The organism is Caldanaerobacter sp., assembly GCF_049701115.1.
Lineage (GTDB): Bacteria > Bacillota > Thermoanaerobacteria > Thermoanaerobacterales > Thermoanaerobacteraceae > Thermoanaerobacter.
Genome location: NZ_JBNATX010000013.1, coordinates 18,062 through 44,648 on the forward strand (window position 1 = coordinate 18,062; position 26,587 = coordinate 44,648).

Sequence of the window (26,587 nt, forward strand, 5' to 3'; positions counted from 1 at the left end):
TGACCTATGGTGAGGGAAAAGAATGGGGAAAAAGGGTTTTGTTGCAAAGGCACTGTTTTTCCTTTTGATAGTCGGAGTCTTGATGGTATTTTTTAAAGTCTCTGTAGATAAAGGGGCGTCAAAAGCCGTTGTTTTAGAGCAGGAAGAGAATTTGTTGCCTGCAAAGGAAAATAAGAATCTGGGTGAAGAAAAAGTATCCCAAGATATCGAAATAGTTTTAAGTGCTGTGGGAGATTGTACTTTAGGCTCGGACGAGAAATATTCGAGATATGGTAGTTTTGATGAAGAGTTAAAAAAGCAAAATTACGACTATTCCTACTTTTTTAAAGATGTAAGGCCAATTTTTGAAAAGAGTGACCTCGTTATAGCCAATTTAGAGGGTCCGTTGACAACTTCTAAAGAGAGAGCAGATAAAGAGTTTGCTTTTAAGGGAGACCCTTCTTATGCCAAGATATTGAAAGAAGGGAAGATTGATGCGGTAAATTTAGCAAATAATCATTCTTTTGATTACGGTAAACAGGGTTTTTATGACACTGTAAAGGCTTTGAAGAAAGAAGGTATAGGCTTTTTTGGTTATGGATACAATTATATAACCGAGGCTAAGGGAGTAAAAATTGGGGTTTTAGGGTATACGGGTTATGACGATACGTTGGAGACAAAGCAGATGATAAAAAAAGATATAGAGAAAATGAGACAGATAGTAGATATTCTTGTGGTAAGTTTTCATTGGGGAGAGGAAAACAAGTATTATCCAAACAAAGTGCAGATAAATTTGGGGCATTTTTCAATAGATAAAGGGGCGGACGTAGTTGTAGGACATCATCCTCATGTGCTTCAAGGGATAGAGGTTTATAAAGGTAAGTACATAGCATATTCACTGGGGAATTTTGTATTTGGGGGCAATAAAAATCCTAGAGACAAGGACTCCATGATTTTTCAGCAAATTTTTACCTTAAATGAAAAGAAAGAGATAGTGGATATAAAAGTAAAAATAATACCCGTATCTATATCGTCTGTAAAAGATAGAAACGATTATAAACCTAAGATTTTAGAGGGGGAAGAAAGGGATAGGGTGTTGCAGAAGATACGTAATTTATCATATTGGAATTCCCTTTTTCTCCAGTGAGAGGTTTGAAAAATCAAGCAAAAAAAGGTATAATGAAAATATGAGCATAAGTTCAAGAAGGAGGAAGAAAAATGCCCAAGCGCTATGTAATTGTGGGTGGAGATGCAGCTGGAATGAGCGCAGCTTCTCAAATAAGAAGGATGGATACGGAAGGAGAAATTTTGGTTTTTGAAAAAGAAGGAGTGATTTCTTACGCACAGTGCGGCCTTCCCTATTGGGTGGGGGGAGTTGTAAAAGAACAGAAAAAGCTTATTGCTCGTACGGCAGAGGAATTTTTAAATCGCTACAATATTAATGTAAAGCTTTATCACGAAGTGGTAAAAATAGAACCTTCTAAAAAGGAGATAAAAGTTTTTCGGAGGAAAGAAAAAGATGAAATTTCTGTGCCTTACGATGTGCTTTTGATTGGAACAGGGAGTACTGCGATAGTGCCTCCATGGGAAGGCAGGAATTTGCCGGGAGTATTTACATTAAAGACTATGGGCGATGCGGAAAAACTTCTTGACTGGTTGAACTCTCATACTCCCACTAAGGCGGTAGTTATAGGGGGAGGTTATATAGGGCTTGAAACTGCCGAGGCGCTTCATGGAAGAGGTTTTAAGGTTACGGTTTTGGATTTGGCACCCCAGTTAATTCCTACTTTTGACAAGGAAATTGCTGAAATAGCTCAGGATGCTCTCACAAGACATGGAGTGGAAGTGTATTTGAATGAAGAAGTCATAGGGCTTGAAGGAGATGAAAAAGGAGTAAAAGCCGTTGTCACGAAAAATGGAAGGTTCGAGGCTGATTTAGTAATAATTTCTATAGGAGTAAGACCTGTAAGTGAGTTGGCTAAAGAGGCAGGGATACAATTAGGGCCTAAGAATGCTATTCTGGTTAATGAAAGATTGGAAACGAATATCCCCGATATATACGCTGCTGGCGATTGTGCTACGCATTTTAATAGAATAAAGAAAACTGCAGATTACATACCGCTGGGTACTACTGCTAATAAACAAGGCAGAATTGCGGGTATAAATATGGCAGGTGGAAATGCTGAATTTAAAGGGGTTGTGGGGACTGCCATTGTGAAGGTTTTTGATAGGACCATAGCGAGAAGTGGGTTTGGAGAAAGGGACTGTGAGTCTTTAGGATGGCCTTACAAAGTGGTTTTGATAAAGGCAAGACCTGTCAGTCATTATTACCCGTGGGAAGACGAAATATTGACGGTGAAGCTTTGTTACCATGAGGGGAGTAGAAAGCTTCTGGGAGGGCAAATAGCAGGCGGATTAGTAGGTGTGGACAAGAGAATAGATGTATTAGCCACAGCTCTTTTCCATGAAATGACCATTGATGACTTGCAAGCTCTCGACCTTGCTTATGCTCCACCCTACAATTCAGTGTGGGATCCATTACAGCAAGCGTCGACTGTGGCTCAGAGGGGATAAATAGAAAGGTCTTACCGGCCGGTAAGACCTTTTTTGATAAGTGGAAAAGGGGTGAAAAGGTGAAGTTTATAGAAAGATATGTGTTTTTGACTTTGGGTGCCTTCCTTGCGGGTGTGGCTTTAGAGATTTTTTTAGTGCCAAATTACATAATAGATGGTGGTATAACGGGCATTTCTATAATGTTAAGCTATCTTACAAAGTTACCTTTAGGAGCGTATATTTTTCTTCTCAATATACCCTTTTTGTTTTTAGGATACCGACAAATAGGGAAGAGCTTTGTTTTGTCTACTTTTTATGCTGTTTTAGTTCTGTCTTTATCTGTTACATTGTTAGAAAAGGCTCCAGCACTTACTAATGATACGCTTTTGGCCTCGGTTTTTGGTGGCATTATTCTGGGTATAGGGGTAGGGTTAGTAATAAGACATGGAGGTTCAATGGATGGTACAGAAATTGTTGCCGTTGTTATATCAGAAATAACAGCATTTTCTGTAGGGGAAATAGTGTTATTTATAAATATCTTCATATTAGGAAGCGCAGGTCTGGTATTTACATGGGATAGAGCTATGTATTCTCTTATCACTTATTTTATAGCCTTTAAAGTAATAGACCTGACAATAGAAGGAATAGATGAAGAAAAAGCAGTAATGATAATTACGGAAAAACCAGAAGAAATTGTAGAGACTATTACCGCGCGATTAGGAAGAAGTGTTACTTTTTGGGAAGGCATAGGAGGATATACAAAAAGCAAAAAGGGTGTGGTGTATGCGGTAGTGAGCCGTTTGGAAATTGCAAAATTAAAGAATATAGTAAAAGAACATGATGAAAATGCTTTTGTGACGATTCATGATGTGTATGACATGTTAGGAGGCCAGTTTAAAAAGAAGTCTATTCATTAGTTTATTGAATTGATATAATTTCGACAGATTATAAAAAAGATTATAAAAAATAAAGAGGGCATCACTATGGGAAAGGATGTAAAAAAACTTCTACTCACGAGGTTTTTAAGGAGTCTGGGACAAGGGCTATTAGCAGTGGATTTTGCCCTTTACCTTAGGGACCTTGGTTATTCCAGCACTTTTATAGGATTTATTTTTACCTTAGCAGGACTTTTTGGAGCTGTTGGGAGTGTAATGATAGGGTTTATAAGCGATAAGACTAGTCGTAAGGCTTTTATGATGGTGTACACTTTCATGTTGATGATAGCTTCTTTGGCTATGTTTATCTCTGTAGAAAGGTGGTTGATAGTATTAGCTTCAGTTTTTGGCAATTTTGGGCAAGGAGCTAATGGCTCTGCGGGCCCCTTTTCACCAGCGGAGCAGGCATGGCTTTCAGAAAAAGTTTTGCCAGAGGACAGAGGCAAGATTTTTAGCATAAATTCCGCAATGGGCTTTACCGGTATGTCCATTGGAGCGCTTTTGGGGGTAATCCCGGCTTTTTTGAAAAATTTAGGGGATTACTATAATTACCGTGTATTGTTTCTTTTCGTTTTTGTTTTATCGACGATTACCCTCTTTGTACTCAAAGGTATTTCTGAAGAAAAGAAAAGAAAAATAAATAAGAGTGCGAGTGATGAAAACATAAAAGCTGAATATTCTAATTTATTAAAGTTGGTTCTGTTAAACGCTTTGAATGGATTTGCGATAGGTCTTAAAGGACCTCTTATATCCTATTGGTTTGCCTTAAGGTTTGGAATAGGTGCAGAGAAAATTGCTCCTATTATGGCTTTTACATTTTTTGTTACAGGACTTTTGTCTTTTTATACAGGATTTCTTACAAAGAAAATAGGTATCATTAACTCTGTGGTTTTGGAAAGAACAATTGGTTTAGTGTTTTTAATATTACTGCCCCTTGCTCCAAGCTATCTAATGGCTTCAATTTTCTACATGTTTCATCAGGTCTTTAACAGAGGTTCAGCAGGAGCAAGGCAGGCTCTTGCTGTGAGTATTGTGGGGGATGAGGAGAGAGGGCTGGCTGTGGGACTTAATGCAGCTTCAATGCAACTTCCAAGGTCGGCTGGCCCTTATGTGACGGGTGTTTTGTTAGGCGAGGGGCAGTTTGAGATGCCCTTTTTCATGGCAGCTTTTTTACAAGGAGTTTATCTTGTTCTATACAGGAAGGTATTTTTAGGGTTTAATTTCCCTAAGGAATAACCGACAATATAATCATCCTTCTTTTACTAGAAAAGAGAAGAAGAAAGCTACAAATAGGGTGATGGAAGATGCTATTGGCAAAATGCTGTAGCTACCAAGGTGAGCGAGTATTCCTCCTAAGAAAGACCCTAAAGAGTTGGAGAGAGCATTATTGGCGCTAAAAAGTCCTAAAGAGGGGCCTTTGGGCAGGGAAGAAGAGGTTGCTAAGTCGATGCCAGTTACTGCTATAAAAGGCCAAGTAAGCACAATAAGTGTAAAAAAAGCTAGTACCAGTATTTCTTTAAAGGAAAAAGTTAAATAGGCAGCTAACCCCATTAGGAGTAAGGATAAAGAACGCGCGAAAACGGCTGTCTGGAGCACTTTTTTGTTGCCCAAATTTTTTGCGTAAATTCCAGCGGGCTTATAGACTAATATACCAAGGGCAGCTGCAACTGAAAATACGGCGGAGGCTAAGGTTGGATTTACATGAAACGAGTTTTTCATTATAAGGGGATAAAAGGAAAATAAAAAGGCTGAGCCCATGCTCATCAAAAACCAGTGAACATGAAAAATGACGACATTGGAAGGAATTTTTGGTAAATGTTTTTTTAAATCTTTTAAGTGGAGAAGATGGTAAGCCTGGCTTATGGACGCTAAAAGGGGCTGTATTTGAGGATGAAAATGAAGTATGATAGGGCGTTTTTTCTCTACTTTTTCAAGTACAGGCATTTTAGTGTACACACTCATGGCTAAGAATGGCAAAACGGAAGTGGCAGCTAACGCTATTTTTAGATGGGTTGCTGCTAAAAGGCCTGCTATGGCGAGGCCAATTACCTGTCCCATGCCGTAAGTTCTCTGTAAAAGCCCTTCTCTTAATGGGATTTCCGATTGAGGAAATCTCTCCACTATCCAAAGATTTGCCAGTGTATTTGCAAGAGAAAACCCCATGCCTGCACTAAGGCTGAAAAAACCTATAAGCTGGAATTTTGGGAAGAAAGTGATGGCAGCCATTGAAAAACCAATGATAGCTAATCCCAGTATAAATAAAGACCTCTTTAATTTAAGGTGATCACCTATTTCGCCCCATACCGGTGAAGCTAATTGTCCCAGACCAAACAAAGACATTACGATTCCAACTTGAGCTGCTCCCAAGTGAGTTTGGGTCCACAGAGGGAGCAAAATAGGTATAAGGCCAGATGCTACAGTGCCTAAGATACCATAAGCAATAAACCAAGTTTCAAACTTACTTGTCATTTTTTATTTCCCCTTTTTTCACAAGCCTTTATAAATTCTTTAAATAGTTTTAGCATGTTTTCATTTCCTTTAGAAGCCATGAGTTCAGGATGCCATTGTACTCCAATTGCAAAATAATCTTCGTCTTCGGCTTCAATTGCTTCAACGACTCCGTCCTTAGACCAGGCTACCGCTTTGAATCCCTTTGCTACTCTCTTTACTGCCTGATGATGGAAACTGTTTACTACAGTGTTTTTTCCAAATATATAGTAAAGGCGACTTCCTTCTGCAATGTCTATTGAATGGGTAGGGTGATCAGGTTTTGCCTTTTGAGAATGCTTTATATAATGGGTTGGGATTTGTGAAAGGTCTTGATACAAATTGCCACCCAGTGCTACATTAATTGCCTGAATACCTCGACATATGCCTAATAGAGGTTTTTTTAGGTGAAAAGCGTATTTTATGACCTCTATGTCATACCAATCCCTGTCAGGAGTTATGCCTCCCTGTTTTTCTATGGGTTCCTCGTTATAAATAAGAGGATTGATGTCTTGTCCTCCAGTTATTACTATTCCGTCAACACTTTCTACTTGCTCTTTAAGCACATCGAAATCCAGTGTAAGCGGCATCACCAAAGGAATTCCTCCGGCTTTTATAATGGAATCTACATAGGCTCTCATTACAAAGATCTTTTCTTCTCCTATTGTTACGCCCTCTGTTTCGTAAGTTATATTTCCTACTATGCCTATTTTAGGTTTCACTATTTTTCTCCCCCTGTATTTATTTTCATTCAATATTATACCATATTTTTCAGATTTAAAAATTTAAAAGAAGCAGTTAGATGTCTGACAATATAAAAGAAGTATGATATAATTATTTTTTGGATATAAGGATACAATAGCAAATAAAATCACAGGCAAAAGGGGTGTTAATGTGAAAGATACATTATTAGCTCTTCTAACAGGATTGTTAGTAGGTCTTATATTTTCGTTTTTTAAGTTGCCTATTCCTGCACCCAGTGTGCTTCCAGGAGTTGCAGGAGTGGTAGGAATATATTTGGGAGGATTATTGATGGAGTATTTAATAAAATTGTTTGGAAGATAATAAAATAGGATAGGCAAAGAAGCCTATCTTTTATTTTTAAATAGATTAACGAACGTTTATTAATAAATCTATATAAAAATTCGCTTTTTTGATTGATTTAAAAGAAATTTTTTGATAATATAGATTACGGGTTTTCACATTGCCTTGGAGGTAGATAAATATGAAAAAATATGATGTCATAATTGTAGGAGGAGGCCCAGCAGGTCTTTTTGCTGCAATAGAATTGATAGACAAAAAAGAAGATTTAAATATATTGTTGCTTGAAAAGGGGAAAGACATTCATAAAAGGATATGTCCCATGAATGTATATGGTACTAAATGCCTTGACTGTAGACCTTGCGCGATAACTACCGGAATAGGTGGAGCAGGAGCTTTTAGTGACGGCAAACTCACCTTGACATCGGAGTTTGGCGGCGTATTAGATGAATACATGTCAAAATTAGAACTTAATCAACTTATAAGCTATGTAGATAATATATATGTTAGGTTTGGAGCTACTACAGAAGTCCATGGTACTGACAGAGAAAAAATAAGGGAAATAGAGAAAAAAGCTCAAGCAGCAGATTTAAAATTGATTCCTGCTGTTATAAAACATTTGGGAACAGACAAAAGTTTTGGAATAATAAAAAACATGAGAGATTATTTGATTGAAAAAATCGATATTTTAACAGAAACACCAGTATCGGAAATAATTGTGAGAGATGGAAAGGCAGTTGGGGTGGTTACAGAGAAAGGGGAAGAATATTATGGAGAGTATATAATAGTAGCTCCGGGAAGAGAAGGAGCCAAGTGGTTTAAAAAAGAGGCAGATAGACTTGGCCTTAAGACCAGAAACAATGCGGTGGATATAGGTGTAAGAGTGGAGATTCCTGCTGTAGTCATGGAAGATATAACAGATGTTGTATATGAATCCAAGTTTATATATCATTCAAAATCTTTTGATGATAGGGTAAGGACGTTTTGTATGAATCCTTATGGAATGGTAGTTATAGAAAATCATGATGGAATTAAAACTGTAAATGGGCATAGTTATAAGGATATAAAGACAGAAAATACGAACTTTGCTATTCTTGTAAGCAAAGAATTTACTGAGCCTTTTAATAGGCCTATTGAGTACGGCAGGTATATTGCAGAACTTGCTAATATGTTAGGGGATGGGGTAATAGTTCAAAGACTTGGGGATTTACTATCAGGGAGAAGGTCTACCCCTGAAAGAATAAAAAGGGGACTTGTAGAACCTACTTTGAAAGAGGCTACACCGGGTGATTTGAGTTTGGTTCTTCCTTATAGATTTTTGCAATCAATAATTGAAATGCTTCAAGCTCTTGACAAGGTGGCGCCAGGCGTATACTCAAAACATACACTTTTATACGGTGTCGAAGTAAAGTTTTACTCTTCAAGAGTAGAATTGACAAATAAATTAGAGACACAGATACGTAATTTATTTGCTGCAGGAGACGGAGCTGGGATAACAAGAGGCTTAGCTCAGGCTTCTGTTTCTGGAGTTGTTGTGGCAAGGGAGATCTTGGAGAGAGTCAAATAAAGGAAGGAGAAAAAATATGTCTGTTACTGTGATTGTTGGTTTGCAATGGGGTGATGAAGGTAAAGGCAAGATAACAGATTATTTAGCCGAAAGGTCCGAAGTCGTGGTAAGATATCAAGGTGGGAATAACGCAGGGCATACTGTTGTTAAAAACGGGATTTGGTATAAGCTTCATTTGATACCTTCTGGAGTATTATATCCTGACAAAATATGTGTGATTGGCAATGGGGTTGTAATTTATCCTAGAGCCCTTTTAGAAGAAATAGAAGAACTGAAAGAGAAAGGAGTAAAAATTGACCAAGAAAATTTAAAGATAAGTGATAGGGCTCACATAGTTTTCCCTTACCATTTAATAGAAGATGAACTTGAAGAAGAGGGGAAAGGGGTAGAGGAGATAGGTACTACTAAGAGAGGAATAGGGCCCTGTTATAAAGATAAATCAGAGAGAATAGGGATAAGAATGTGCGATTTGGTAAGGGAAGATGTATTAAGAGAAAAATTAAAGAAAAATATAGAAAAGAAAAATAAAGTTTTTAAGAATATTTATGGGAAAGAATCTGTGGATTTTGATGAAATTTTTAAAGATTATAAAGAATACGGAGAAAAGTTAAAGCCGTATATGATGGATACCTCTCTTTTTCTTTATGAAATGGCTAAGAAAGGTAAAAAAATTCTCTTTGAAGGAGCACAAGGGACACTTCTTGATCTGGATTTTGGAACTTACCCCTATGTTACAGCTTCTCATCCTGTTGCTGGTGGGGCTTCAATTGGTGGAGGCATAGGACCCACAATGATAGATGAGGTCGTTGGGGTTATGAAAGCTTATACCACAAGGGTAGGTCAAGGCCCTTTTCCCACAGAACTTAAAGATGATATTGGGAATTTTTTAAGAGAAAGGGGTTATGAATACGGGACAACAACGGGCAGAGCAAGGCGATGTGGATGGTTGGATTTGGTGATGATTAAATATGCAGTGAGAGTTTCTGGTGTTACTACTCTTGCTCTAACTAAATTAGATACTTTAACGGGACTTTCTACGATAAAAATTTGTACAAAGTATAAAATTGGTGAGGAAATTGTTGATAATTTTCCTGGGAGCCTTGAAGATTTGAATCACTGTGAACCTATCTATGAAGAAATGGAAGGATGGAATGAAGATATAAGAGGGGCTAGAAGTTTTGATGACCTTCCACTCAATGCTCAAAAATATGTAAGAAGACTCGAAGAATTGATAGGAATTGAATTTGGAATTATATCTGTGGGTCCTTCAAGAGAAGAAACCATAATGTTGAGGAATTTTTGATAAAAGGCTTGACATTATTTTGATGGCCAAGTATAATATATTACTGTCAGGAGAATTTAATAAAGGATAGCGGGCTGGCGTAGCTCAATAGGTAGAGCAGCTGACTTGTAATCAGCAGGTTGAAGGTTCGAGTCCTTTCGCCAGCTCCAATTTTTTTAATTTCAAAATCAAATTTGGTCACAAAATGGTCACATAAAATAAGAAGGACACAGTAACCCTTTGGTGTCCTTCTTATTTTTTTAGGGGGTGTAAGGGAAAAGAATAAAAAAGGCACTTATTCTGGATGCCTGCTATAATAGAAATGGTTAAAACAACCCAACAAAAAGAAGCATCAGAATAAGTGATGTAATTTGGGGAGATATAATCGATGTTAGTATATTATTGTAGACACTTTAACTCGAACAGGATAAAATAAAAATATAAAGAGAGGAAGTGTCTACAAGATCAGGTTGGTTAAAATAATGAAAACCGATAAATTATAGACAACAAAAGCACAGCAATTACATCGGGATAATATCAGGCTATGTTAAAAAGATGGCAAAGCCTCAAGAGGAGAATGAAATATTAAAAAGCCATGGTCATATTTGCAAAGAAGTAAGCTTTGTATTTGAGCATATTGAATCATGGTATAATTAGGAAAAGACTACAATAGTACTATAGGGTATTAGACTTTGCAACAATTTGAAGATTTAATTAAAAAGTCAGCGTAAAGATTTTGCGTTTTTGTGTCTACTATAGTGAGATAAATACAAAAAGGGGAGGAACCAAAGATGAAGAAAGTGATTATTTCCCTTATTGTATTTATACCTGTTCTAAGCATTATAATTTTTTTTTATTCACACAAATAATCCCGACCAGGCTCAGAGTCAAGATATGAATATAACAGAAAATAAAACCACACAAAAAATAGATGAAAAACTTAGAAATGTAAAAAGTTTTGCATATCAATTGCAAGATATTGATTTAAAAGCAATAGAAAAGACGAATTTTGACCTTATTATAATTGACTACTCTAGAGATGGTACCGATGAAAATAGATTTACAAAAGAAGAAATTGATTCTTTAAAAAGCAGTTTTAAGATTGCCTTATCGTACCTTAGCATAGGAGAAGCAGAAAATTACAGATGGTATTGGAATAATGCATGGGATAAAAATAATGATGGAATACCTGACAGTGGAGCACCTTCATGGCTTGGTCCTGAAAATCCTGAATGGCCGGGAAATTATAAAGTTAAATACTGGGATCCAGAATGGAAGCAGATAATTTTTAAATACTTAGATAAAATAATAGAAGCGAATTTTGATGGTGTGTATCTTGATATTATAGATGCTTATGAATATTGGGGCCCAGGAGGAGAAAGCGGGCTTAATAGAAAAACTGCAGAGCAGGAAATGATAGATTTTGTGAAATCTATTGCTAATTATACGAGGGTAACAAAAGGCAAAAAAGATTTTCTGATTTTTCCGCAAAATGGGGAGAAACTTGGGACTCATATAGACTATGTTAATACAGTAAATGGTATTGGAAAAGAAGACCTATTTTATTTAGATAATACTCCACAACCAGAATCCTATGTGAATGAATCTATTAGCTATCTTAACATGTTCAAAGACAATGGGAAACTTGTTTTAATAATAGATTATCCAACAGATCCTTTCCTAATAAACGAATTTTACAAAAAAGCTCGAGAGAAAGGGTACATTCCTTACTTTTCCTCTACTCAAATCAAAAATCCGGTCAAGTAAGCACTTCTTAAAACAGACGCCTTTTTTGCTTGCTCACGTGTCATAGACTATATGCCTCCCTGCCTTTAGGCCGGGGGGCAAGCCTATGGTTGGTGAGCATATCCTTCCTCGTTTGTGCTGGGGCCTGTATCCCCTCCGGACCTTGAACTATGGCTCACAAGCCTTTTATCCTTTACTATTTCACATTTATAAAGTGGTGTGATAAAATAGATATAAAATCATTCTTAGAAAGGATGAGATTGATGGCTATTGTGAAACCTTTTAAAGCCTTAAGACCCCTCCCGGATTTAGTTAAACAGGTTTCATCGCCTCCATATGACGTTTTATCAAGGGAAGAAGCGGAAGAACTGGCGAAAAATAATCCATATTCTTTTTTGCATGTAGAAAGAGCAGAAATAGATCTTGAGAAAGATGTAAATCCCTACAGCGACCTTGTATATGAAAAGGCAAGAGAGAATTTTTTAATGCTTAAAGAAAGAGCATTTATGAAGGAAGGGGAAAAATGTTATTACATATATAGGGAAGAGATGAAAGGGAGAGAACAGACAGGACTTGTAGCTCTTGTATCTGTAGATGACTATCTTAAAGGCATTATAAAGAAACATGAAAATACTCTTCCAGAGAAAGAAGAAGATAGAATAAAAGTTATGGAATACTGCAATGCCCACACAAGTCCAGTGTTTTTGACTTATAAATCAGATGATGAGATAAAAAGGTTGATAAATATGTGGATTGCAAGGGAAACTCCTGTTTATGATTTTACTTCAGAAGATGGTGTTAGGCATCTTTTCTGGGTAATCGATGAAGTTATTGTTTTAGAAGAGATTGCAAAAATTTTTGATGAAATAAATTCTATCTATATAGCTGATGGACACCACAGGGCAGCTGCCTCTGTTGCGTTGGGTGTTAAAAAAAGAAATAATATTAGAAATTATTCGGGTACAGAAGAATTTAATTATTTTCCCGCTGTGCTTGTTCCTCATGATGAGGTGTATATAATGCCTTATAATAGAGTGGTGAAAGATTTGAATGGCTACTCGAAGGAAGAATTTATAAAAAAGGTGGAAGAAAAATTTTTTATTGATGAAATTGGCAAAGAACCGATTGAGCCAGAAGATAGGCACATATTTGGAATGTATTTGGAGGGGAAATGGTATAGGCTTAAGGCAAAGGAAGGCACATTTGATTCTTCAAACCCAATTGAGAGCTTAGATGTATCAATTTTGCAAAATAATTTATTAAAACCTATTTTGGGTATAAATAACCCCAGAGAGGATAAAAGGATAGAATTTATAGGTGGGATAAAAGGTGCGAAGGAATTAGAAGAGAAAGTAAATAAAGGGATGGCTGTAGCTTTTTCACTATATCCTACTTCTATAGAAGAGATTTTTGCTATAGCAGATAAAGGCGAGATAATGCCTCCGAAATCTACTTGGTTTGAACCTAAATTAAGAAGTGGTATTTTTGTTCATGAGATTGATGACATTTAAGTACATTAATTTTTATTAAACTTGTTCTAATGTGAGCTCCCCTTAACTAATATATAATGTGAGGATAAAATGGGGGAGCTGGTATTATGGATGCCAAGAAAAAACTTCTTTTAGGGATTTTGGCAGTAGTTGTAGTCGTCTTGTTTGTATATTTTGTCCTTCCCGAAAAATCAGTTACAACTTATTTTATTGAAGCGAAATACAACGACGAGGTTAAAGTGGTAGAAGCCAACCAAACTGTGAAGTACGTAAATAACACAGGTTCCTCTTTAAAAGAGGTCTACTTTCATTTGTATCCCAATGCTTTTAAGTCCGAAACGAGTCTACCATTTACAAAAGAAGAGCTTTCTTTTGTGTATCCTGAAGGATTTGAGCCGGGTTTTATTGAAATTGAAAAAGTTACAATAAATGGGTTACCAGCTGACTATACTTTGATGGAGCCAAATGATGAGATTTTAAAACTCACACTTCCAAGAGAAATTAAAAAAGGTGAGTCTATCAACATAAAAATAAAGTACAAGGTGAAGATTCCCCCGGCTAAAAGTAGATTTGGTTACGGCAAAAACACTGTTCAGCTGGGCAATTGGTACCCTGTATTGTCGGTGTACGATAAAAACGGATGGAATAATGACCCTTATTACATTTTTGGTGACCCTTTTTACAGTGATGTAGCCAATTACAGAGTGGAAATCGTAGTTCCAGAAAGGTTTATAGTTGCTTCAACAGGCGAAGAAAAAGAAAAGAAAGTGGAGAAAGGTTCTAAAAAGCTTGTGTTGGAAGCAAACAAAGTACGGGATTTTGCCATTGTAATGAGCGACAAATTTAAAGTGGCAGAAGCAACAGTAGATGGAATAAATATAAGGTCGTATTATTTGACAGATGGCTATGGGGATAAGACACTAAAATTTGCTTCTGATGCTATAAGATTTTACAATGAATATATCGGTAAATATCCTTATAAGACCTATTCTGTAGTGGAAACCGATTTTTACTTAGGGGGGATGGAATATCCTCAACTTGTGATGATATCCAAAGACTTATACAATAAGGCTAATCTTTTTAATCTCGAATATGTTATTGCTCACGAGACGGCTCATCAATGGTGGTATGCGGTAGTGGGAAATAATCAAATAAGAGAATCATGGCTGGATGAAGGGCTTACAGAGTATTCTACCCTTCTATACATAGAAAGATACTATGGTAAGGCGACAGCGGAAGAGATATACAGACTTGTGATTGAAAGAGGTTTTAACAAATTTTTAAGCAATAGTTTAGATACTTCGTTTGCAAAAACGCTAGCAGATTTTAAAGAATGGCAGGAATACACAAATATAGTGTACAATAAAGGGGCAATGGTGTTTTACAATTTAAGAAAATTAATAGGGGAGGAGAATTTCAGAAAAGTTCTCCAAACTTATTATGAAAAATATAAATATAAAATAGCCACTACGCAAGATTTGATCGACGTAGTGGACAGCGTGACAGGAAAAGACACAGGTGGATTTTTCCAATCATGGTTTTATTAGATTATCATCTTTTTCTTTAACCTTATGTCTTCACCGTAAAAATTCAGCAGTTTGAAATGGCCAAAAATTCTAGAATAAATTCTTTCCGGATATATGGCCATTATTTCAGAAAGAGGTAAGTTAGTAGAGATTATAAATTTTTTACCCATCAAAAGTCGAGAGTTTAGTATATTGAAAAACTCTTGAAGGCTGAAGGCAGTAATGGGTTCAGTGCCTAAGTCATCTATTATTAAGAGGTCGCACTCTTTAAGCAATTCTAAATATTCGTTGTAAACTTCACTGTCAGGATTTAATTTGTTTACCCTCAGACCTTCGATTAGCTCTGGAGCAGTTCTATAAATTACACTTTTGCCTCTGTCAAGAAGCTCTTTTGCTATACAATTTGCTAGAAAAGTTTTACCTAAGCCCGAGTTACCGTAGAAAAAGAGGCTTTCCTGAATGGTATCAAAGTGTTTGATAAAGTTTAAAGCGTATTCCACTATATTTTTCATGTTAGCTCGAGGAGAAGGCTTATCCCCATAAGGTTTATCTGAATAATATTCAAAATTAAAATTCGAGAAATTTTCTCTTTGCAATATTTCTGCAATGCTAGACTGTTTGTAGTATATATTTATGAGTTTTTGATTAAAGCATTTGCAGCGTTTGCCATTTACGTATCCTGTGTCTTTACAGATATTGCATTCATATTTTGGTTCTAGATAATCCTCAGGATATCCGTGAGATTTTAATATTTGTATTTTCTTTTTTTTTAGGAGGTTTAACCTTTCTTTGAGAGAATTCAATAATTCCTTGCTTTTTTCTGGTTCTCTGAAAACGGCTTGAGTTATCTGGATCCCTATTTCCTTTATCTTATCGTCTATTTTTTCAAGCTCAGGGATTTCTTTATACAGTTGATTTCTCCGCAAAATGGCTTCTCTTTCAGCCCTGTCTCTTTTCATTTCGTACTCTTTTAGTATTTCATGAATTATATTTTCATTCATTTAATTCACCTCTAGAATGGGCCAAAAGCCTTTTTTCTAAATCTTCTATATCATAGGTTCTTTGCGAATAACTGTTAAAGTAATTTTTAGGAGCTTTAAAAGAGGAAGTAGCTGTTTTCTTTTTAGAAGTTAGCTTTTTGTTTTCTAGATCCTCCACAGTTCTTATTCCATCGTTAAACCAATTTATCAAAATTTTATTTATATATGGAAAACTTGGCTCACCAAGCTTAGCCATGCACTCTTCTCCAGCCTTTATTATTATATCGACATCGAAGCCCAGCTCGTCCATCCACCTATCTATCATTTCTCTTTGCATTTCTGTTGGCTCTTCATCTTTCATATTCAAAGCCTTTAATATTTTCTTATAATCTTGCCACTTTTTACTTTCTGCCTTGAGATATTCTTCTACATCCAAAGCAGTTTTTAAGCCGGCATCGTGCCAGGTTATAGCAACTTTTTCCATATACTTTAAAGAAGTTTTATTTTTTGAAGCGCAATAGCTGACTAGCATTGTTATTACTTCCAGCGAAAAGCCGTATTCGTCAACCCAGCTTAAATAAGTTTCCATTTCAGTTGGTGTGAGGGGCCTTCCAAGAGTAAGCTCTATTGCTTCAAAGGCTTGTTTTACCTGTGGATCGTAAAGGGAAAGCGAATGGCCATTGGAAGATGGGGGAACTACAGGGAGATATTCTACCGTGTATTCGCCATCTATGTACTTTAACTTTACAAGGCCAGACTTTTCCCAGTATTTCAAAGCTTTGTCAATTTCTAAATCTGTCATAAAGAGCTTGTCTGCCAGTTCTTTTAAGGGGATTTGATTGCCATAAAAGCAGTATTTAAGACCTAATATATATACTTTAACGTATTCTCCTGGTGCATCTAGCATGTGATGATTTATGAAGTAATTGCTAAGAGGAGTACTTCCCCAGTCGTCGTTTTCTCTCCAAAATTTGAAAACGCTCATTCTCCCCACCTCGAATATATTATAGCATAGGGGGATATAGTCTTCAATTAAAAAGAATTTTTAACATATTTATCGGTTTTTTAAAAAGGAATATTAGCTTAGATTTTGACATAAAATAATGGATAGAATTTCAAGTTTTGCTTTTTGGGAAAACTATGGTATAATTAAAACGATTAGATAAAGAAAGGATGGGGAAAGTGGGGAGTGAAAGCTGTAAGTTTTTGCTCTTTTTAAAAGAGTATCGCAAAAATCTTATAGCTTTTTTATTTGCTCTCTTTTTGGGACTGGCTTTTGTAGTATATGAGAATGGGTTTGCCTACAATGTGATGGTAGATGGTGTAAGTATTGGTGTTACAAGGGACCTACGAGGTGTCAAAGAGGTTGTAGAAAAGATAAAGATGGAAGAGGCAAGAAAATGGGGTGATGTGGCCTTTGACCAAGAGATAAGCTTTAAGAAAGTCAAGGTATCTGGAGAGGTCAAGGGAGTACATCAAATAGAAGCCGACCTCAAAAGAGTTTTAAGTTTTACCTGCAAAGCTTACGCGATAGAAGTTGATGGAAAGCCAGTTGCCTTTTTAAAGTCAAAGGAACAAGCCTTTAGAGTGCTGGATTACCTAAAGGAACTTTATGATAAAAATGTGGATGAGGTGTCTTTTAAAGAAGACGTCTCTGTAAAAGAAATGTACATACCTCCGTCCAAATTGGTGAGCGAAAAAGAAGCGCTGGATATATTAAAAAGCCCCTCTAAAGAAGCTGTCAAATATGTCGTAAAAGAAAATGACAGCCTTTGGAGTATAGCTAGAGCGCACGATATGTACATAGAGGAGTTGTTGAGATTAAATCCCGGCCTTACTGAAAATCTCAAACCGGGACAGATAATATATCTTGCCAAGGAAAAACCTTTAGTGACCGTTATCACAAAGAAAGAAGTTGTCTATAATGAAGAAATACCATTTGATACTAAATTCACAAAAGATGACAAACTTTTTGTCAATCAAACTAAAGTTCTGGTAAATGGGGAAAAAGGGTTAAAAGAGATAAGGGCAGTAGTGATAAGTGAAAACGGTGTGGAAGTTAAGAGAGAGATAAAAGAAGAAAAAATCCTTAAAAATCCTGTTTCTAAGGTTGTGGCAGTGGGTTCAAAAAGGATTTCTTATGTAGCTACAGGGTATTTTAGTTACCCCGCAAGGGGTACTATAACCTCGAGATTTGGCCCGCGGTGGGGTGGTTTTCACACTGGAGTAGATATTGCAGCACCTTATGGGAGTCCAATTTATGCCTCGGATGGCGGCACGGTAATTTTTTCTGGATGGGAAAGTGGATATGGTTATCTTGTAAAAATTGATCATCACAATGGTTATGTGACTTATTACGGGCACGCTAGTAAACTTTTAGTAAAAACCGGCGATAAGGTTGAAAAAGGCCAAAAAATTGCGTTAGTAGGAGCGACTGGACATGCGACAGGTCCCCATGTGCATTTTGAAGTGAGGAAAAACGGGGTACCTCTTGACCCCATGCGCTTTTTAGGAAGATAGCCCTTTTTGGGCTCTTTTCTTTTTTAATAAACTTGCCCCCTTTGAATAGGAATGTTATAATACAAAATGAAGGAAGAGTTTTAAGCTGTATCACTCAAAAGAATGTACATAATTTTGGTTTTGGGGTGATACAGCATGGGAAAGAAGATTTTAGTTCTTATTACAATAATTATTTTTATTTTCTTGCTATTAGTCTATAACAAAGCCAATACTGCCTTTTATCCGTATGTCAGGGATTTGGGAAAGCTTAAATTGGTGGAAAGTGTAAAAGATTTCAAGACTGCAGAAAGCGATCACTTCATCTTAAAATACTCTCCGCAAGATGAAAAATATGTGCCTTTGGTACTTCATATAGCAGAAAAGCATTTTAAAGGTGTGACAGAAGATCTAGGATATGTTCCTCGAAAAAAAGTACTAATCATAATGTATAGCGATGCCGATAAAATGAATAGAGATTTTTCGCTAGCTAAAGGCTCCAATGCAATAGGCCTCTACCTTAATGGAGTCATAAGCATACAGTCCCCGTCTTTATGGATTGATGATTACAAGGTCCTTCCGAAAGTTTTTGAAAAAGAGGGGCCCATAGTCCATGAATTTGCCCATTTCATAGTAGATGAGGTGGCAAAGGGGAACTATCCTGTTTGGTTTACAGAGGGCGTTGCCCTTTTGGAGGAGTACAGAGAAAATGGAGTCTCATGGGGGGAGGGTATTGAAGGGAAGCCCTACTCTTTAGAGGATCTAAATTATAGATTCAATGAATTAGATGAGGTGCTGGCGTATAAGAGGTCGTTTGAAATCATGAAGGCTATTTCTTCTAAATATGGGATGGAGAGTATAAGGGAGATTCTCAGACTTTTAGGAGAGGGACTTTCTCTTGATGCCAGCTTTAGGAAGGTCACAGGAGATGACCTTAAAAGTTTTGTTGATGCTATAAGCTAAAGCAAGAAGAAGTTTCTTCTTGCTTTAGCTTCTATAAAATAAGGGGGCGTAGAAAATGAGCAATAAGATCTTGATTGTAGATGATGAGAAGCCGCTTGTAGATATAATAAAATACAATTTAGAGAAGGAAGGTTTCACTACCTTTGAAGCTTATGACGGAGAAGAAGCTGTAAAGGTAGCGAAAGATCAAAATCCCGACCTCATAATACTGGATGTTATGCTTCCTAAGATGGACGGCTTTACTGTATTAAGGACTTTACGTCAATCCATGACGGTTCCGATTTTGATGCTCACAGCAAAAGAAGAAGAGGTAGACAAGGTTTTGGGGCTTGAATTGGGAGCGGATGATTACATAACGAAACCTTTTTCAATGAGGGAATTGATAGCTCGAGTTAAGGCTAATTTAAGACGAATAAGTTTTAATGGAAGTGAACAAAACCACATTTTGAAGATAAAAAACCTAAAGATAGACATATTAAAGTATAAGGTAGAAAAAGACAATAAGGAGATAGAGTTAACTTCGAGAGAGTTTGAACTTCTGAGATTTTTGGTTTTAAATAAAGGGATGGTATTCTCACGAGAAGCCCTTTTGGAAAAAGTTTGGGGTTACGAGTATTTCGGAGATATTAGAACGGTGGATGTCACCATAAGGCGATTGAGAGAAAAAATAGAAGATGACCCAAGCAACCCAAAGTTCATTCATACAAAAAGAGGGGTTGGTTACTATTTTAGCGATGAAAAACCGCTTTAAGAGCATCCAGTGGAAGATAATATTATTATACAGTTTGCTCATTCTAGTTGCAATGGAAATTATATGGATTTATTTATATAAATCCCTGGAAAATTATCACTTAAACAATTTTGATAATTATTTAGAAGCTCAGGCAAAGGGCATCTCTTTTACATTAAAAGATAACATCGATATAAAGAGTCTAAGAAGTGTAATAAGCATGTACATGGGACCAAATTCCAACATAAAATATGTATACATATTAGATAACCGTGGTAACATATTGGCAAGTTCTACAGGTGATACAGGCAAGATGATGACTCCAGCTATAGCTAAAGCTCTTTCTGGTGAAATTGGGAGCGAAGTTACAAAAGACTATTATTCTAATAATACTCTCAAAAACTTTGCCATGCCCATTTATGACAGTAGAGGGGAAATAAGCGGGGTTGTTTATCTTAGTGGGTCTTTAAAAGGTATATACGATACTTTATGGGATGTAAACTTGATTTTAGCAAGTGCTACTCTCTTTGCACTCATAATAACTATGATACTTGGCTATGTACTTTCAAAGACTATAGCGGACCCCATAAAAGAAGTTACAAAATATGCTCAAAAAATGGCTGAAGGGGATTTTGATGTAAAAATAAATGTAAAATCCGATGATGAGATAGGAAAATTAGGGGAGATGTTTAATTTCCTCTCTTCTCGCTTGAAAGAGACTTTAAATGACATACAAGGGGAAAAGAACAAAATAGAAGCTATCATTAAATTCATGAAGGATGGGGTTGTGGCGGCTGACGCAAAGGGTAACATCATACATTATAATGAGGCTGCCGAAAAAATGTTAAGTAAAAAATTAAGCTTGGATATGCCTGTTAAAGAGATTTTTCCATTAAAAGAAACAGAAGGACCGGTTCCTATGATTTTGAATAACAGAGTATTAATGGTTAATGCTACCTCTGTTAAAATTAACAATCAGGTGGAAGGATATGTATACGTGATGCATGACATTACAGAGCAGCACAAACTGGACCAGATGAGAAAAGAATTTGTAGCTAATGTGTCTCACGAATTGAGGACTCCTCTTGCTACTATAAAGAGCTATGTAGAAACTCTTCTTTACAATGAAGTGGATGCCGAATATTCAAAGAAATTTTTACGAATAATAGAAACAGAGATAGATAGGATGACGCGGCTCGTGAGAGACCTTTTGCTTCTTTCAAAGATGGATTCCGAAGAGAACAGTCTGAAACTTCAGATGTGCGATTTTAACGAATTAGTAAAAAATGTAGTAAACAGTCTGTCTATTGAGGCTTACAAGAAGGGACATAATATAATTTTAAATTTAGGAGAAGACGTTAATAAATTGGAAATAGATAAAGATAAAATGGAGCAGGTCATAATGAATATAGTGAACAATGCAATAAAATATACCCCTGAAGGAGGAGTCATAGAAATCACCACTTTCTATGATGAAAAGGGGGTCATTTTTACTGTTAAAGACAATGGTATAGGCATTCCAAAAGAAGATTTACCTCGCATATTTGAAAGATTTTATAGGGTAGACAAAGCAAGGTCTAGAGAATTGGGGGGTACAGGGTTGGGGCTTTCCATTGTAAAGCAGATTGTAGAATTGCACAAAGGAAGTGTAAAGATAGATAGTGAACTTGGCAAGGGTACTACTGTTACAGTATATGTGCCTTATTCTAAAAATTCGTAATCGTAATTTAATATTGCTGTAACATTGCTGTAATAATATTGGTATATAATCTTAGATGTAGAGGAAAAGGAGGGATATCCTTGAAAAAAATAACCGCATTGGCTGTACTAGTTTTAATGTTACTGGTTGTATCTATTTCATCAGCCTATGCAGCAAACCTTATAATATTAAAAACAGATATTGACAATGTGAAGACAAATAATAAGTATTTTATACTCTCTGGCAATGGACAACCTGATACCACAGTAGAATTAATTTTAAATGATAATTTAAGTGATAAATGGATAATAGATGACTCAGAGGTATTTGCAAGGCTTGTTATTTTAAATCCCGGGGAAAATACACTTTTATTAAAGGCCTATAATAAAGATCAGGTCCAGATAATAAAGGGCAAAGTTATATTGACTAAAAAAGACGGTATATGGCAGATAACTATAACAGCTATTGAAGAATTGATAAAGTCATTATTAAAGTAAGAGGGCTTAATTTATGAGGGAGAAGATAAAGACTCTCGTGCTTTTATTTCTTGTTGGTGTTAGTGTTTACATGACTTACATCTTATGGATATCCTTTCCTCAGAAAGAGATTTCTTTTGAAAGTAAAAAGTCCACTAATCGAGAAGTGGACATTTTTCGTATAATAAGGCCGCAATATGCCTTTCTTATTGAAAATGGCAAATCATATCTTATAGCCCCAGAAGAGATATGGGGGAAGATATGGGAGTTATTGCATAAAGAGCGAGAGATAAAATTTGCCCTTGAAGATAAAAAAGATTCTTCTATATCTAATTCCTTTGAGGGAATCAAGCTTGTGATAGATGGAGGATGGGGAAAAGAGGTTTTAAAGCAGATCTTTGTGAAAGACAATCTTGCTAAAAGATTTGAAGCTAATGTAAGGATAAACCGGATTTTGGTAGACTTTAACAAAAGTCAAATAGTATTTGAAGATGTCTACAATGGAAAGACATATTCCTTTTTCTATGATGACCTGACTAATTTGAAATCTATTTCAGATCATTCCATTACAGTCTTTGATTCCGTTTACGATATGCCTTTTACTGCGCTATCCATGCCCAATATATACAATAAGGCGTTATTAAAAGACTTGGACCAGGCGCTTTTGGATAAAATTTTTGCCAATATATCTATAGTGAGGAAAATCACTGAAAATAATGGGATGACGGTCTATACAGATGGAATAAAGAGTTTAAAGGTTTTTGAAAATGGAATTATTGAATTTTACAGCACATCGCCAGAATCTTTTCCTGAGGGGAAAACGGACCTTGAAAAAGCTGTGTATTTTTTAGAGAGATTAGGTTTTGACTGGAGAAATTTCTATCTTACAGATGTAAAAGTTGAAAATGGTCAGTTTTATTTTTTCTTCAACTATTCTTATGAGTATCCTATATGGTTTGATAAAAGAGATTTTTCACCTATAGAAGTAACTGTCTCAAATGGAGGGGTAAAAGCAGCAAAAATTCTGTACTTTGAATTAGAAGAAAAAGGGAAAATAAATTTTCCCCGCGAAAAAATTAGAAATCTCGTCAGCCTAGAGACAAACTTTTCAAAAACCAAAGGTTCTTTAGTAGGAGTTAAAATTGGTTATGTGTACACAAATGGCCATTTTATTCCTTCAGCGAAGATGGAGTTTAAAAAAGGTAGCATTTTTGTGAATATGTTTAATGGAAAATTGATTAGCATTGGAGATTGAATATGAATTGGTCTAGAGCAAAGACTGTGATGATAGTTACTTTTCTCATTTTAAATCTTCTCCTTTACTTAGCGGTAGTGAAATCTCACGTTCCTCAAACTACCGTGTTTACTTCTGAAGATTTTACTGCCTTTAAGAAGGTTCTTGAGGAAAATGATATTTTTTTGTCTACTTCCCTTCCTGAAAAAACTCCTTTACTGCCGCTTGTGAAGGTAAAAAGAGAGATTTTTGATGATAATTTTGTGCTGGATTACTTTTTAAAAGACATGCCCTATGAAAAGAAAGGGCAAAATGGGGAAATAATATTTAAGTCCGGTAAAATTTCAATAAAAATAACGCCTTTTGAGTTTTTCTTTCAAGAAAAAGATGAGAAATTTTTAAAGATGTCACTTGAAGACAAAGAAAAATACATAAAAAATTTTTTGAATAAATATTCTTTAAGTGAAAAAGATGGGAAGCAAGTGAAAGTAGAGCAAAAAAACAGCGGGGTTTTGCTGGAATATAAGCAATTTTACGGGGATTACTTTATCGAAGACAGTTTCATTGAGGCAGAGATTTTTGACAATAACTTTACAGTGCGCAAAAAGTGGTTTGAATCTGTAATTCCAGAAAAAGACCGTAAAGAGATAGTGAGTGCTATTTTTGCCGTGTTAGAACTTGTCAAGATAAAGGCGGAAGGGATTTACCTTGACATAGAAGACGTAAAATTGGGGTATTACTTCAATTGGCCAAATGCAGTAAAAGGCGAAGCTGTTCCTGTGTGGAGGATAATTACTAATAAAGGTACTTATTACATAAACGCCTATACAGGCAATCTTGAAAAGGGGGAATAACCCCTTTTTATTTTGAAGATTTTTCTACAACCTTTTCCTTTACAAACACTTGTAAAATATTACGAATTGTATTAAAGTATATAGTGGTGGTAGTATCTGATTTTTAGATGATTTTCTGGATGAAAGGAAGATGTATATGGAAAAGTTTGTTATAAGAGGGGGGAAGCCTCTTTACGGTACTGTCCAGATAAGTGGAGCAAAGAATTCTGCTGTTGCGATCTTACCTGCGGCTTTACTGGCAGATAGTCCCAGTGTAATAGACAATCTGCCTGATATAAAAGATATTGAAACTTTAGGAGAAATGATAGAAAGATTGGGAGGGAAAGTAGAAAAAGGGAAACACGAGATAAAAATAGACCCTTCGGGGCTTAACTCCTTTCACCCGCCAAGGGAATTAGCGAGCAGAATGAGGGCTTCATATTATCTCATAGGTGCACTTTTAACCAAGTTTAATGAGGCTATAATTCCCATGCCGGGTGGATGCAATATAGGAGTAAGGCCTATTGACCAGCATATAAAAGGTTTTGAGGCTTTAGGTGCTGAAACTACTATAGAGCACGGCTTTATAAGGATTAAAGCGAAAAAACTAAGGGGAGCTCATATATATTTTGATGTGGTAAGCGTTGGAGCTACAATAAATTTGATGCTAGCCTCTGTAAAAGCTGAGGGAACAACTATTTTGGAAAACTGTGCGAAAGAGCCGCATGTAGTAGATGTAGCAAACTTCTTAAATGCGATGGGGGCAAATATAAAGGGAGCTGGTACAGATACTATAAAGATTACAGGTGTTGACAAACTTGAAGGTTGTCACTACACCATAATTCCTGACCAGATTGAGGCTGGTACCTATATGGTAGCAGCAGCGGCTACAGGTGGGGATGTATATGTAAAAGGTGTGATTCCCACTCATTTAGAAGCGATAATTGCAAAGTTGGTAGAGATGGGAGTAACTGTAGAAGAATATGATGACGTAATTAGAGTGAGAAGAGAAGGTCCTTTAAAAAGGGCAGATATTAAGACATTGCCATATCCTGGCTTTCCTACGGACATGCAGCAGCCTTTTGCAGTACTTTTGGCTTTAGCAGATGGGATAAGTGTAATAACAGAGAACATATACGAGAACAGGTTTAGGTATTTAGAGGAATTAAAAAAGATGGGAGCAAAGGTGAGAGTGGAAGGCAGAAGCGCTATTATAGAAGGAGTTGGGAAACTCACGGGAGCACCGGTTTATGCTACAGATTTAAGGGGAGGCGCTGCAATGGTGATAGCTGGTCTTGCAGCAGAGGGCATTACAGAGGTTTTAGATATTTACCATATAGATAGAGGGTATGAAGCAATGGAAGTAAAGCTTCAGGGGCTAGGTGCGGATATAAAAAGGGTAAAAGAATAAAATCTGTGTATAACAAGCTGCATAGCATCTAATCCTATTAATGGGGTGATGTTATGCAGCATAATTTTAATAGAATACTGGCTATAGCTATAATTTCATCTTTTATTACTTCATTGGTTTTTGTGTATGTTGCTCCTAATTTTTTATGGGGTAAAATAATACCCATACCGTATCCACCCGAGACCAGTCTAAAAAAAGAGATAATAATCCCTAAAAAAGAAACTCCTACTGTGGCTGAAGCTGTTGCAAAAAAGGCGATGCCTGCTGTTGTAGGCATTACTACTCTTGAGTTTGAAAGGAAATATTATTTTTTAGAAAGAGCTGTTGAAGGCGTGGGGTCAGGCTTTATAGTTCACCCCGATGGTTACATAATAACGAATAATCACGTGGTAAATGAAAATTCAAAAAACGTAAAGGTCTATTTGGGAAATGGGAGTGTATTGCCGGGGAAGGTACTGTGGACAGATGCTATTCTGGATTTGACTATTCTTAAAATAGATGCTAAAAATCTGCCAGTAATTGAACTTGGCAATTCTGATAATCTTTCTGTCGGGCAGACTGCCATTGCCATAGGTAACCCTTTAGGGCTTAGGTTTCAAAGGACAGTTACTATGGGAATAATAAGTGCTCTTAATAGAAGTCTGCCCATAACGGAGGGAAGCAGGCCTAAAATAATGGAAGACTTAATACAAACTGATGCTTCCATAAATCCTGGTAACAGCGGAGGGCCCCTCATGGATTCCCAGGGATATGCGATAGGAATAAATACAGCAAAGGTAACTACTGCAGAAGGATTAGGGTTTGCCATCCCAATAAATATTGTTAAGCCAATTCTCAAAAAAGTAGTAAAGACGGGTACTTTTAAGCCGCCTTATCTGGGGATAGTTGGGTATGACAGGGAAATTGCCAGTTACATAGCTGCTGACGTATATATTTATGAAGGGATATATGTAGCGGACATAGACCCTACAGGGCCAGCCTACAAAAGTGGGATAAGAAAAGGTTATATAATTTTGGAGGCAGATGGCAAACCAGTAAATACAATGACGGCTTTAAAATGTATAGTGTATGAAAAAAATCCTGGTGACAGGATAAAAGTTAAGTAGATAGTGTAAAATTTCAGTAGGTGATGAAGCAGGAAAATGGGGTATGGATGTAG

The 26,587-nt window shown here is 36.3% G+C and carries 23 protein-coding genes and 1 tRNA gene; 20 read left to right on the plus strand and 4 right to left on the minus strand.

Annotated elements, in window-relative coordinates; genetic code table 11:
* The first annotated feature begins 22 nt into the window (after positions 1-22).
* The 4 genes from ACPLVE_RS05620 to ACPLVE_RS05635 all read left to right on the plus strand — a co-directional run bounded on the left by ACPLVE_RS05620 (position 23) and on the right by ACPLVE_RS05635 (position 4,703).
* Complete coding sequence (locus ACPLVE_RS05620; protein ID WP_424610569.1) at positions 23-1,126, plus strand: CapA family protein; 1,104 nt, start codon at positions 23-25, stop codon at positions 1,124-1,126.
* Between the two features lie 71 nt (positions 1,127-1,197).
* Positions 1,198-2,553 carry an FAD-dependent oxidoreductase gene (locus tag ACPLVE_RS05625; protein WP_424610571.1) on the plus strand — a complete coding sequence of 452 codons (1,356 nt, stop codon included), beginning with the start codon at positions 1,198-1,200 and terminating at the stop codon, positions 2,551-2,553.
* A 59-nt stretch (positions 2,554-2,612) separates the two neighbouring features.
* Entirely contained in the window at positions 2,613-3,449 is an 837-nt protein-coding gene (locus tag ACPLVE_RS05630; protein WP_424610573.1) for a YitT family protein, read from the plus strand.
* A gap of 66 nt (positions 3,450-3,515) precedes the next feature.
* Complete coding sequence (locus ACPLVE_RS05635) at positions 3,516-4,703, plus strand: MFS transporter (RefSeq protein WP_424610575.1); 1,188 nt, start codon at positions 3,516-3,518, stop codon at positions 4,701-4,703.
* Between the two features lie 12 nt (positions 4,704-4,715).
* Here ACPLVE_RS05635 and ACPLVE_RS05640 read toward each other — a convergent pair whose 3' ends face one another.
* A complete protein-coding gene (locus ACPLVE_RS05640) occupies positions 4,716-5,936 on the minus strand; it encodes an MFS transporter (RefSeq protein WP_424610577.1) in 1,221 nt (406 codons plus the stop codon).
* Positions 5,933-6,676: a gamma-glutamyl-gamma-aminobutyrate hydrolase family protein gene (locus ACPLVE_RS05645; protein WP_424610579.1), complete on the minus strand. Its 744-nt coding sequence runs from the start codon at positions 6,674-6,676 to the stop codon at positions 5,933-5,935. Before ACPLVE_RS05645 ends, ACPLVE_RS05640 begins: the two co-directional genes overlap by 4 nt.
* A gap of 172 nt (positions 6,677-6,848) precedes the next feature.
* On the opposite strand from ACPLVE_RS05645, the gene ACPLVE_RS05650 reads away from it, so the two are divergent.
* The 7 genes from ACPLVE_RS05650 (at position 6,849) to ACPLVE_RS05680 (ending at position 14,627) form a co-directional block, all read left to right on the plus strand.
* Complete coding sequence (locus tag ACPLVE_RS05650; RefSeq protein ID WP_424610581.1) at positions 6,849-7,019, plus strand: XapX domain-containing protein; 171 nt, start codon at positions 6,849-6,851, stop codon at positions 7,017-7,019.
* Between the two features lie 160 nt (positions 7,020-7,179).
* Complete coding sequence (locus ACPLVE_RS05655) at positions 7,180-8,562, plus strand: NAD(P)/FAD-dependent oxidoreductase (RefSeq protein ID WP_424610583.1); 1,383 nt, start codon at positions 7,180-7,182, stop codon at positions 8,560-8,562.
* A 16-nt stretch (positions 8,563-8,578) separates the two neighbouring features.
* On the plus strand, positions 8,579-9,865 hold the full coding sequence (locus ACPLVE_RS05660; RefSeq protein ID WP_424610584.1) for an adenylosuccinate synthase: 1,287 nt from the start codon (positions 8,579-8,581) through the stop codon (positions 9,863-9,865).
* 73 nt (positions 9,866-9,938) lie between these two features.
* A tRNA-Thr gene (locus ACPLVE_RS05665) sits at positions 9,939-10,014 on the plus strand.
* A gap of 685 nt (positions 10,015-10,699) precedes the next feature.
* Positions 10,700-11,611, plus strand: a complete 912-nt coding sequence (locus tag ACPLVE_RS05670) for an MJ1477/TM1410 family putative glycoside hydrolase (protein WP_424610611.1) — start codon at positions 10,700-10,702, stop codon at positions 11,609-11,611.
* A gap of 242 nt (positions 11,612-11,853) precedes the next feature.
* Positions 11,854-13,101, plus strand: a complete 1,248-nt coding sequence (locus ACPLVE_RS05675; RefSeq protein ID WP_424610612.1) for a DUF1015 domain-containing protein — start codon at positions 11,854-11,856, stop codon at positions 13,099-13,101.
* An 86-nt stretch (positions 13,102-13,187) separates the two neighbouring features.
* The gene (locus ACPLVE_RS05680) at positions 13,188-14,627 is read left to right on the plus strand and encodes a M1 family metallopeptidase (RefSeq protein WP_424610586.1); all 1,440 of its coding nucleotides are present in this window, start codon (positions 13,188-13,190) and stop codon (positions 14,625-14,627) included.
* Here ACPLVE_RS05680 and ACPLVE_RS05685 read toward each other — a convergent pair.
* The gene (locus ACPLVE_RS05685; protein ID WP_424610588.1) at positions 14,624-15,607 is read right to left on the minus strand and encodes an ATP-binding protein; all 984 of its coding nucleotides are present in this window, start codon (positions 15,605-15,607) and stop codon (positions 14,624-14,626) included. The genes ACPLVE_RS05680 and ACPLVE_RS05685 overlap by 4 nt on opposite strands.
* Positions 15,600-16,571, minus strand: a complete 972-nt coding sequence (locus tag ACPLVE_RS05690) for a DnaD domain protein (RefSeq protein WP_424610590.1) — start codon at positions 16,569-16,571, stop codon at positions 15,600-15,602. Before ACPLVE_RS05690 ends, ACPLVE_RS05685 begins: the two co-directional genes overlap by 8 nt.
* 188 nt (positions 16,572-16,759) lie before the next feature.
* Here ACPLVE_RS05690 and ACPLVE_RS05695 point away from each other — a divergent pair, with 188 nt between their 5' ends.
* The 9 genes from ACPLVE_RS05695 to ACPLVE_RS05735 all read left to right on the plus strand — a co-directional run bounded on the left by ACPLVE_RS05695 (position 16,760) and on the right by ACPLVE_RS05735 (position 26,534).
* A complete protein-coding gene (locus tag ACPLVE_RS05695; RefSeq protein WP_424610592.1) occupies positions 16,760-18,106 on the plus strand; it encodes a LysM peptidoglycan-binding domain-containing M23 family metallopeptidase in 1,347 nt (448 codons plus the stop codon).
* 135 nt (positions 18,107-18,241) lie between these two features.
* Positions 18,242-19,045 (plus strand): hypothetical protein, encoded by an 804-nt coding sequence (locus ACPLVE_RS05700; RefSeq protein WP_424610594.1) that lies wholly within the window; start codon positions 18,242-18,244, stop codon positions 19,043-19,045.
* A 55-nt stretch (positions 19,046-19,100) separates the two neighbouring features.
* Positions 19,101-19,796 (plus strand): response regulator, encoded by a 696-nt coding sequence (locus tag ACPLVE_RS05705; protein WP_424610596.1) that lies wholly within the window; start codon positions 19,101-19,103, stop codon positions 19,794-19,796.
* Complete coding sequence (locus tag ACPLVE_RS05710; protein WP_424610598.1) at positions 19,780-21,495, plus strand: ATP-binding protein; 1,716 nt, start codon at positions 19,780-19,782, stop codon at positions 21,493-21,495. The genes ACPLVE_RS05705 and ACPLVE_RS05710 overlap by 17 nt, the downstream gene beginning before the upstream one ends.
* An 80-nt stretch (positions 21,496-21,575) precedes the next feature.
* On the plus strand, positions 21,576-21,971 hold the full coding sequence (locus tag ACPLVE_RS05715) for a hypothetical protein (protein ID WP_424610600.1): 396 nt from the start codon (positions 21,576-21,578) through the stop codon (positions 21,969-21,971).
* A 13-nt stretch (positions 21,972-21,984) separates the two neighbouring features.
* Positions 21,985-23,205, plus strand: a complete 1,221-nt coding sequence (yycH, locus tag ACPLVE_RS05720; protein ID WP_424610602.1) for a two-component system activity regulator YycH — start codon at positions 21,985-21,987, stop codon at positions 23,203-23,205.
* A 2-nt stretch (positions 23,206-23,207) separates the two neighbouring features.
* Positions 23,208-24,038 (plus strand): two-component system regulatory protein YycI, encoded by an 831-nt coding sequence (gene yycI, locus ACPLVE_RS05725; RefSeq protein ID WP_424610603.1) that lies wholly within the window; start codon positions 23,208-23,210, stop codon positions 24,036-24,038.
* A 136-nt stretch (positions 24,039-24,174) separates the two neighbouring features.
* Positions 24,175-25,428 (plus strand): UDP-N-acetylglucosamine 1-carboxyvinyltransferase, encoded by a 1,254-nt coding sequence (locus ACPLVE_RS05730; RefSeq protein ID WP_424610604.1) that lies wholly within the window; start codon positions 24,175-24,177, stop codon positions 25,426-25,428.
* A 53-nt stretch (positions 25,429-25,481) separates the two neighbouring features.
* Positions 25,482-26,534 carry a S1C family serine protease gene (locus ACPLVE_RS05735; RefSeq protein WP_424610606.1) on the plus strand — a complete coding sequence of 351 codons (1,053 nt, stop codon included), beginning with the start codon at positions 25,482-25,484 and terminating at the stop codon, positions 26,532-26,534.
* Positions 26,535-26,587: the final 53 nt, after the last annotated feature.

Bases quoted from the DNA above. Each gene is read 5' to 3' on its own strand.
- ACPLVE_RS05710 (WP_424610598.1), top strand. From the start codon at position 19,780: ATGAAAAACCGCTTTAAGAGCATCCAGTGGAAGATAATATTATTATAC.
- ACPLVE_RS05635 (WP_424610575.1), top strand. From the start codon at position 3,516: ATGGGAAAGGATGTAAAAAAACTTCTACTCACGAGGTTTTTAAGGAGT.
- ACPLVE_RS05675 (WP_424610612.1), top strand. From the start codon at position 11,854: ATGGCTATTGTGAAACCTTTTAAAGCCTTAAGACCCCTCCCGGATTTA.
- ACPLVE_RS05660 (WP_424610584.1), top strand. From the start codon at position 8,579: ATGTCTGTTACTGTGATTGTTGGTTTGCAATGGGGTGATGAAGGTAAA.
- ACPLVE_RS05640 (WP_424610577.1), bottom strand. From the start codon at position 5,936: ATGACAAGTAAGTTTGAAACTTGGTTTATTGCTTATGGTATCTTAGGC.
- ACPLVE_RS05655 (WP_424610583.1), top strand. From the start codon at position 7,180: ATGAAAAAATATGATGTCATAATTGTAGGAGGAGGCCCAGCAGGTCTT.
- ACPLVE_RS05690 (WP_424610590.1), bottom strand. From the start codon at position 16,571: ATGAGCGTTTTCAAATTTTGGAGAGAAAACGACGACTGGGGAAGTACT.
- ACPLVE_RS05695 (WP_424610592.1), top strand. From the start codon at position 16,760: ATGGGGAAAGTGGGGAGTGAAAGCTGTAAGTTTTTGCTCTTTTTAAAA.
- yycH (WP_424610602.1), top strand. From the start codon at position 21,985: ATGAGGGAGAAGATAAAGACTCTCGTGCTTTTATTTCTTGTTGGTGTT.
- ACPLVE_RS05700 (WP_424610594.1), top strand. From the start codon at position 18,242: ATGGGAAAGAAGATTTTAGTTCTTATTACAATAATTATTTTTATTTTC.
- ACPLVE_RS05735 (WP_424610606.1), top strand. From the start codon at position 25,482: ATGCAGCATAATTTTAATAGAATACTGGCTATAGCTATAATTTCATCT.
- ACPLVE_RS05685 (WP_424610588.1), bottom strand. From the start codon at position 15,607: ATGAATGAAAATATAATTCATGAAATACTAAAAGAGTACGAAATGAAA.
- yycI (WP_424610603.1), top strand. From the start codon at position 23,208: ATGAATTGGTCTAGAGCAAAGACTGTGATGATAGTTACTTTTCTCATT.
- ACPLVE_RS05620 (WP_424610569.1), top strand. From the start codon at position 23: ATGGGGAAAAAGGGTTTTGTTGCAAAGGCACTGTTTTTCCTTTTGATA.
- ACPLVE_RS05730 (WP_424610604.1), top strand. From the start codon at position 24,175: ATGGAAAAGTTTGTTATAAGAGGGGGGAAGCCTCTTTACGGTACTGTC.
- ACPLVE_RS05680 (WP_424610586.1), top strand. From the start codon at position 13,188: ATGGATGCCAAGAAAAAACTTCTTTTAGGGATTTTGGCAGTAGTTGTA.
- ACPLVE_RS05705 (WP_424610596.1), top strand. From the start codon at position 19,101: ATGAGCAATAAGATCTTGATTGTAGATGATGAGAAGCCGCTTGTAGAT.
- ACPLVE_RS05625 (WP_424610571.1), top strand. From the start codon at position 1,198: ATGCCCAAGCGCTATGTAATTGTGGGTGGAGATGCAGCTGGAATGAGC.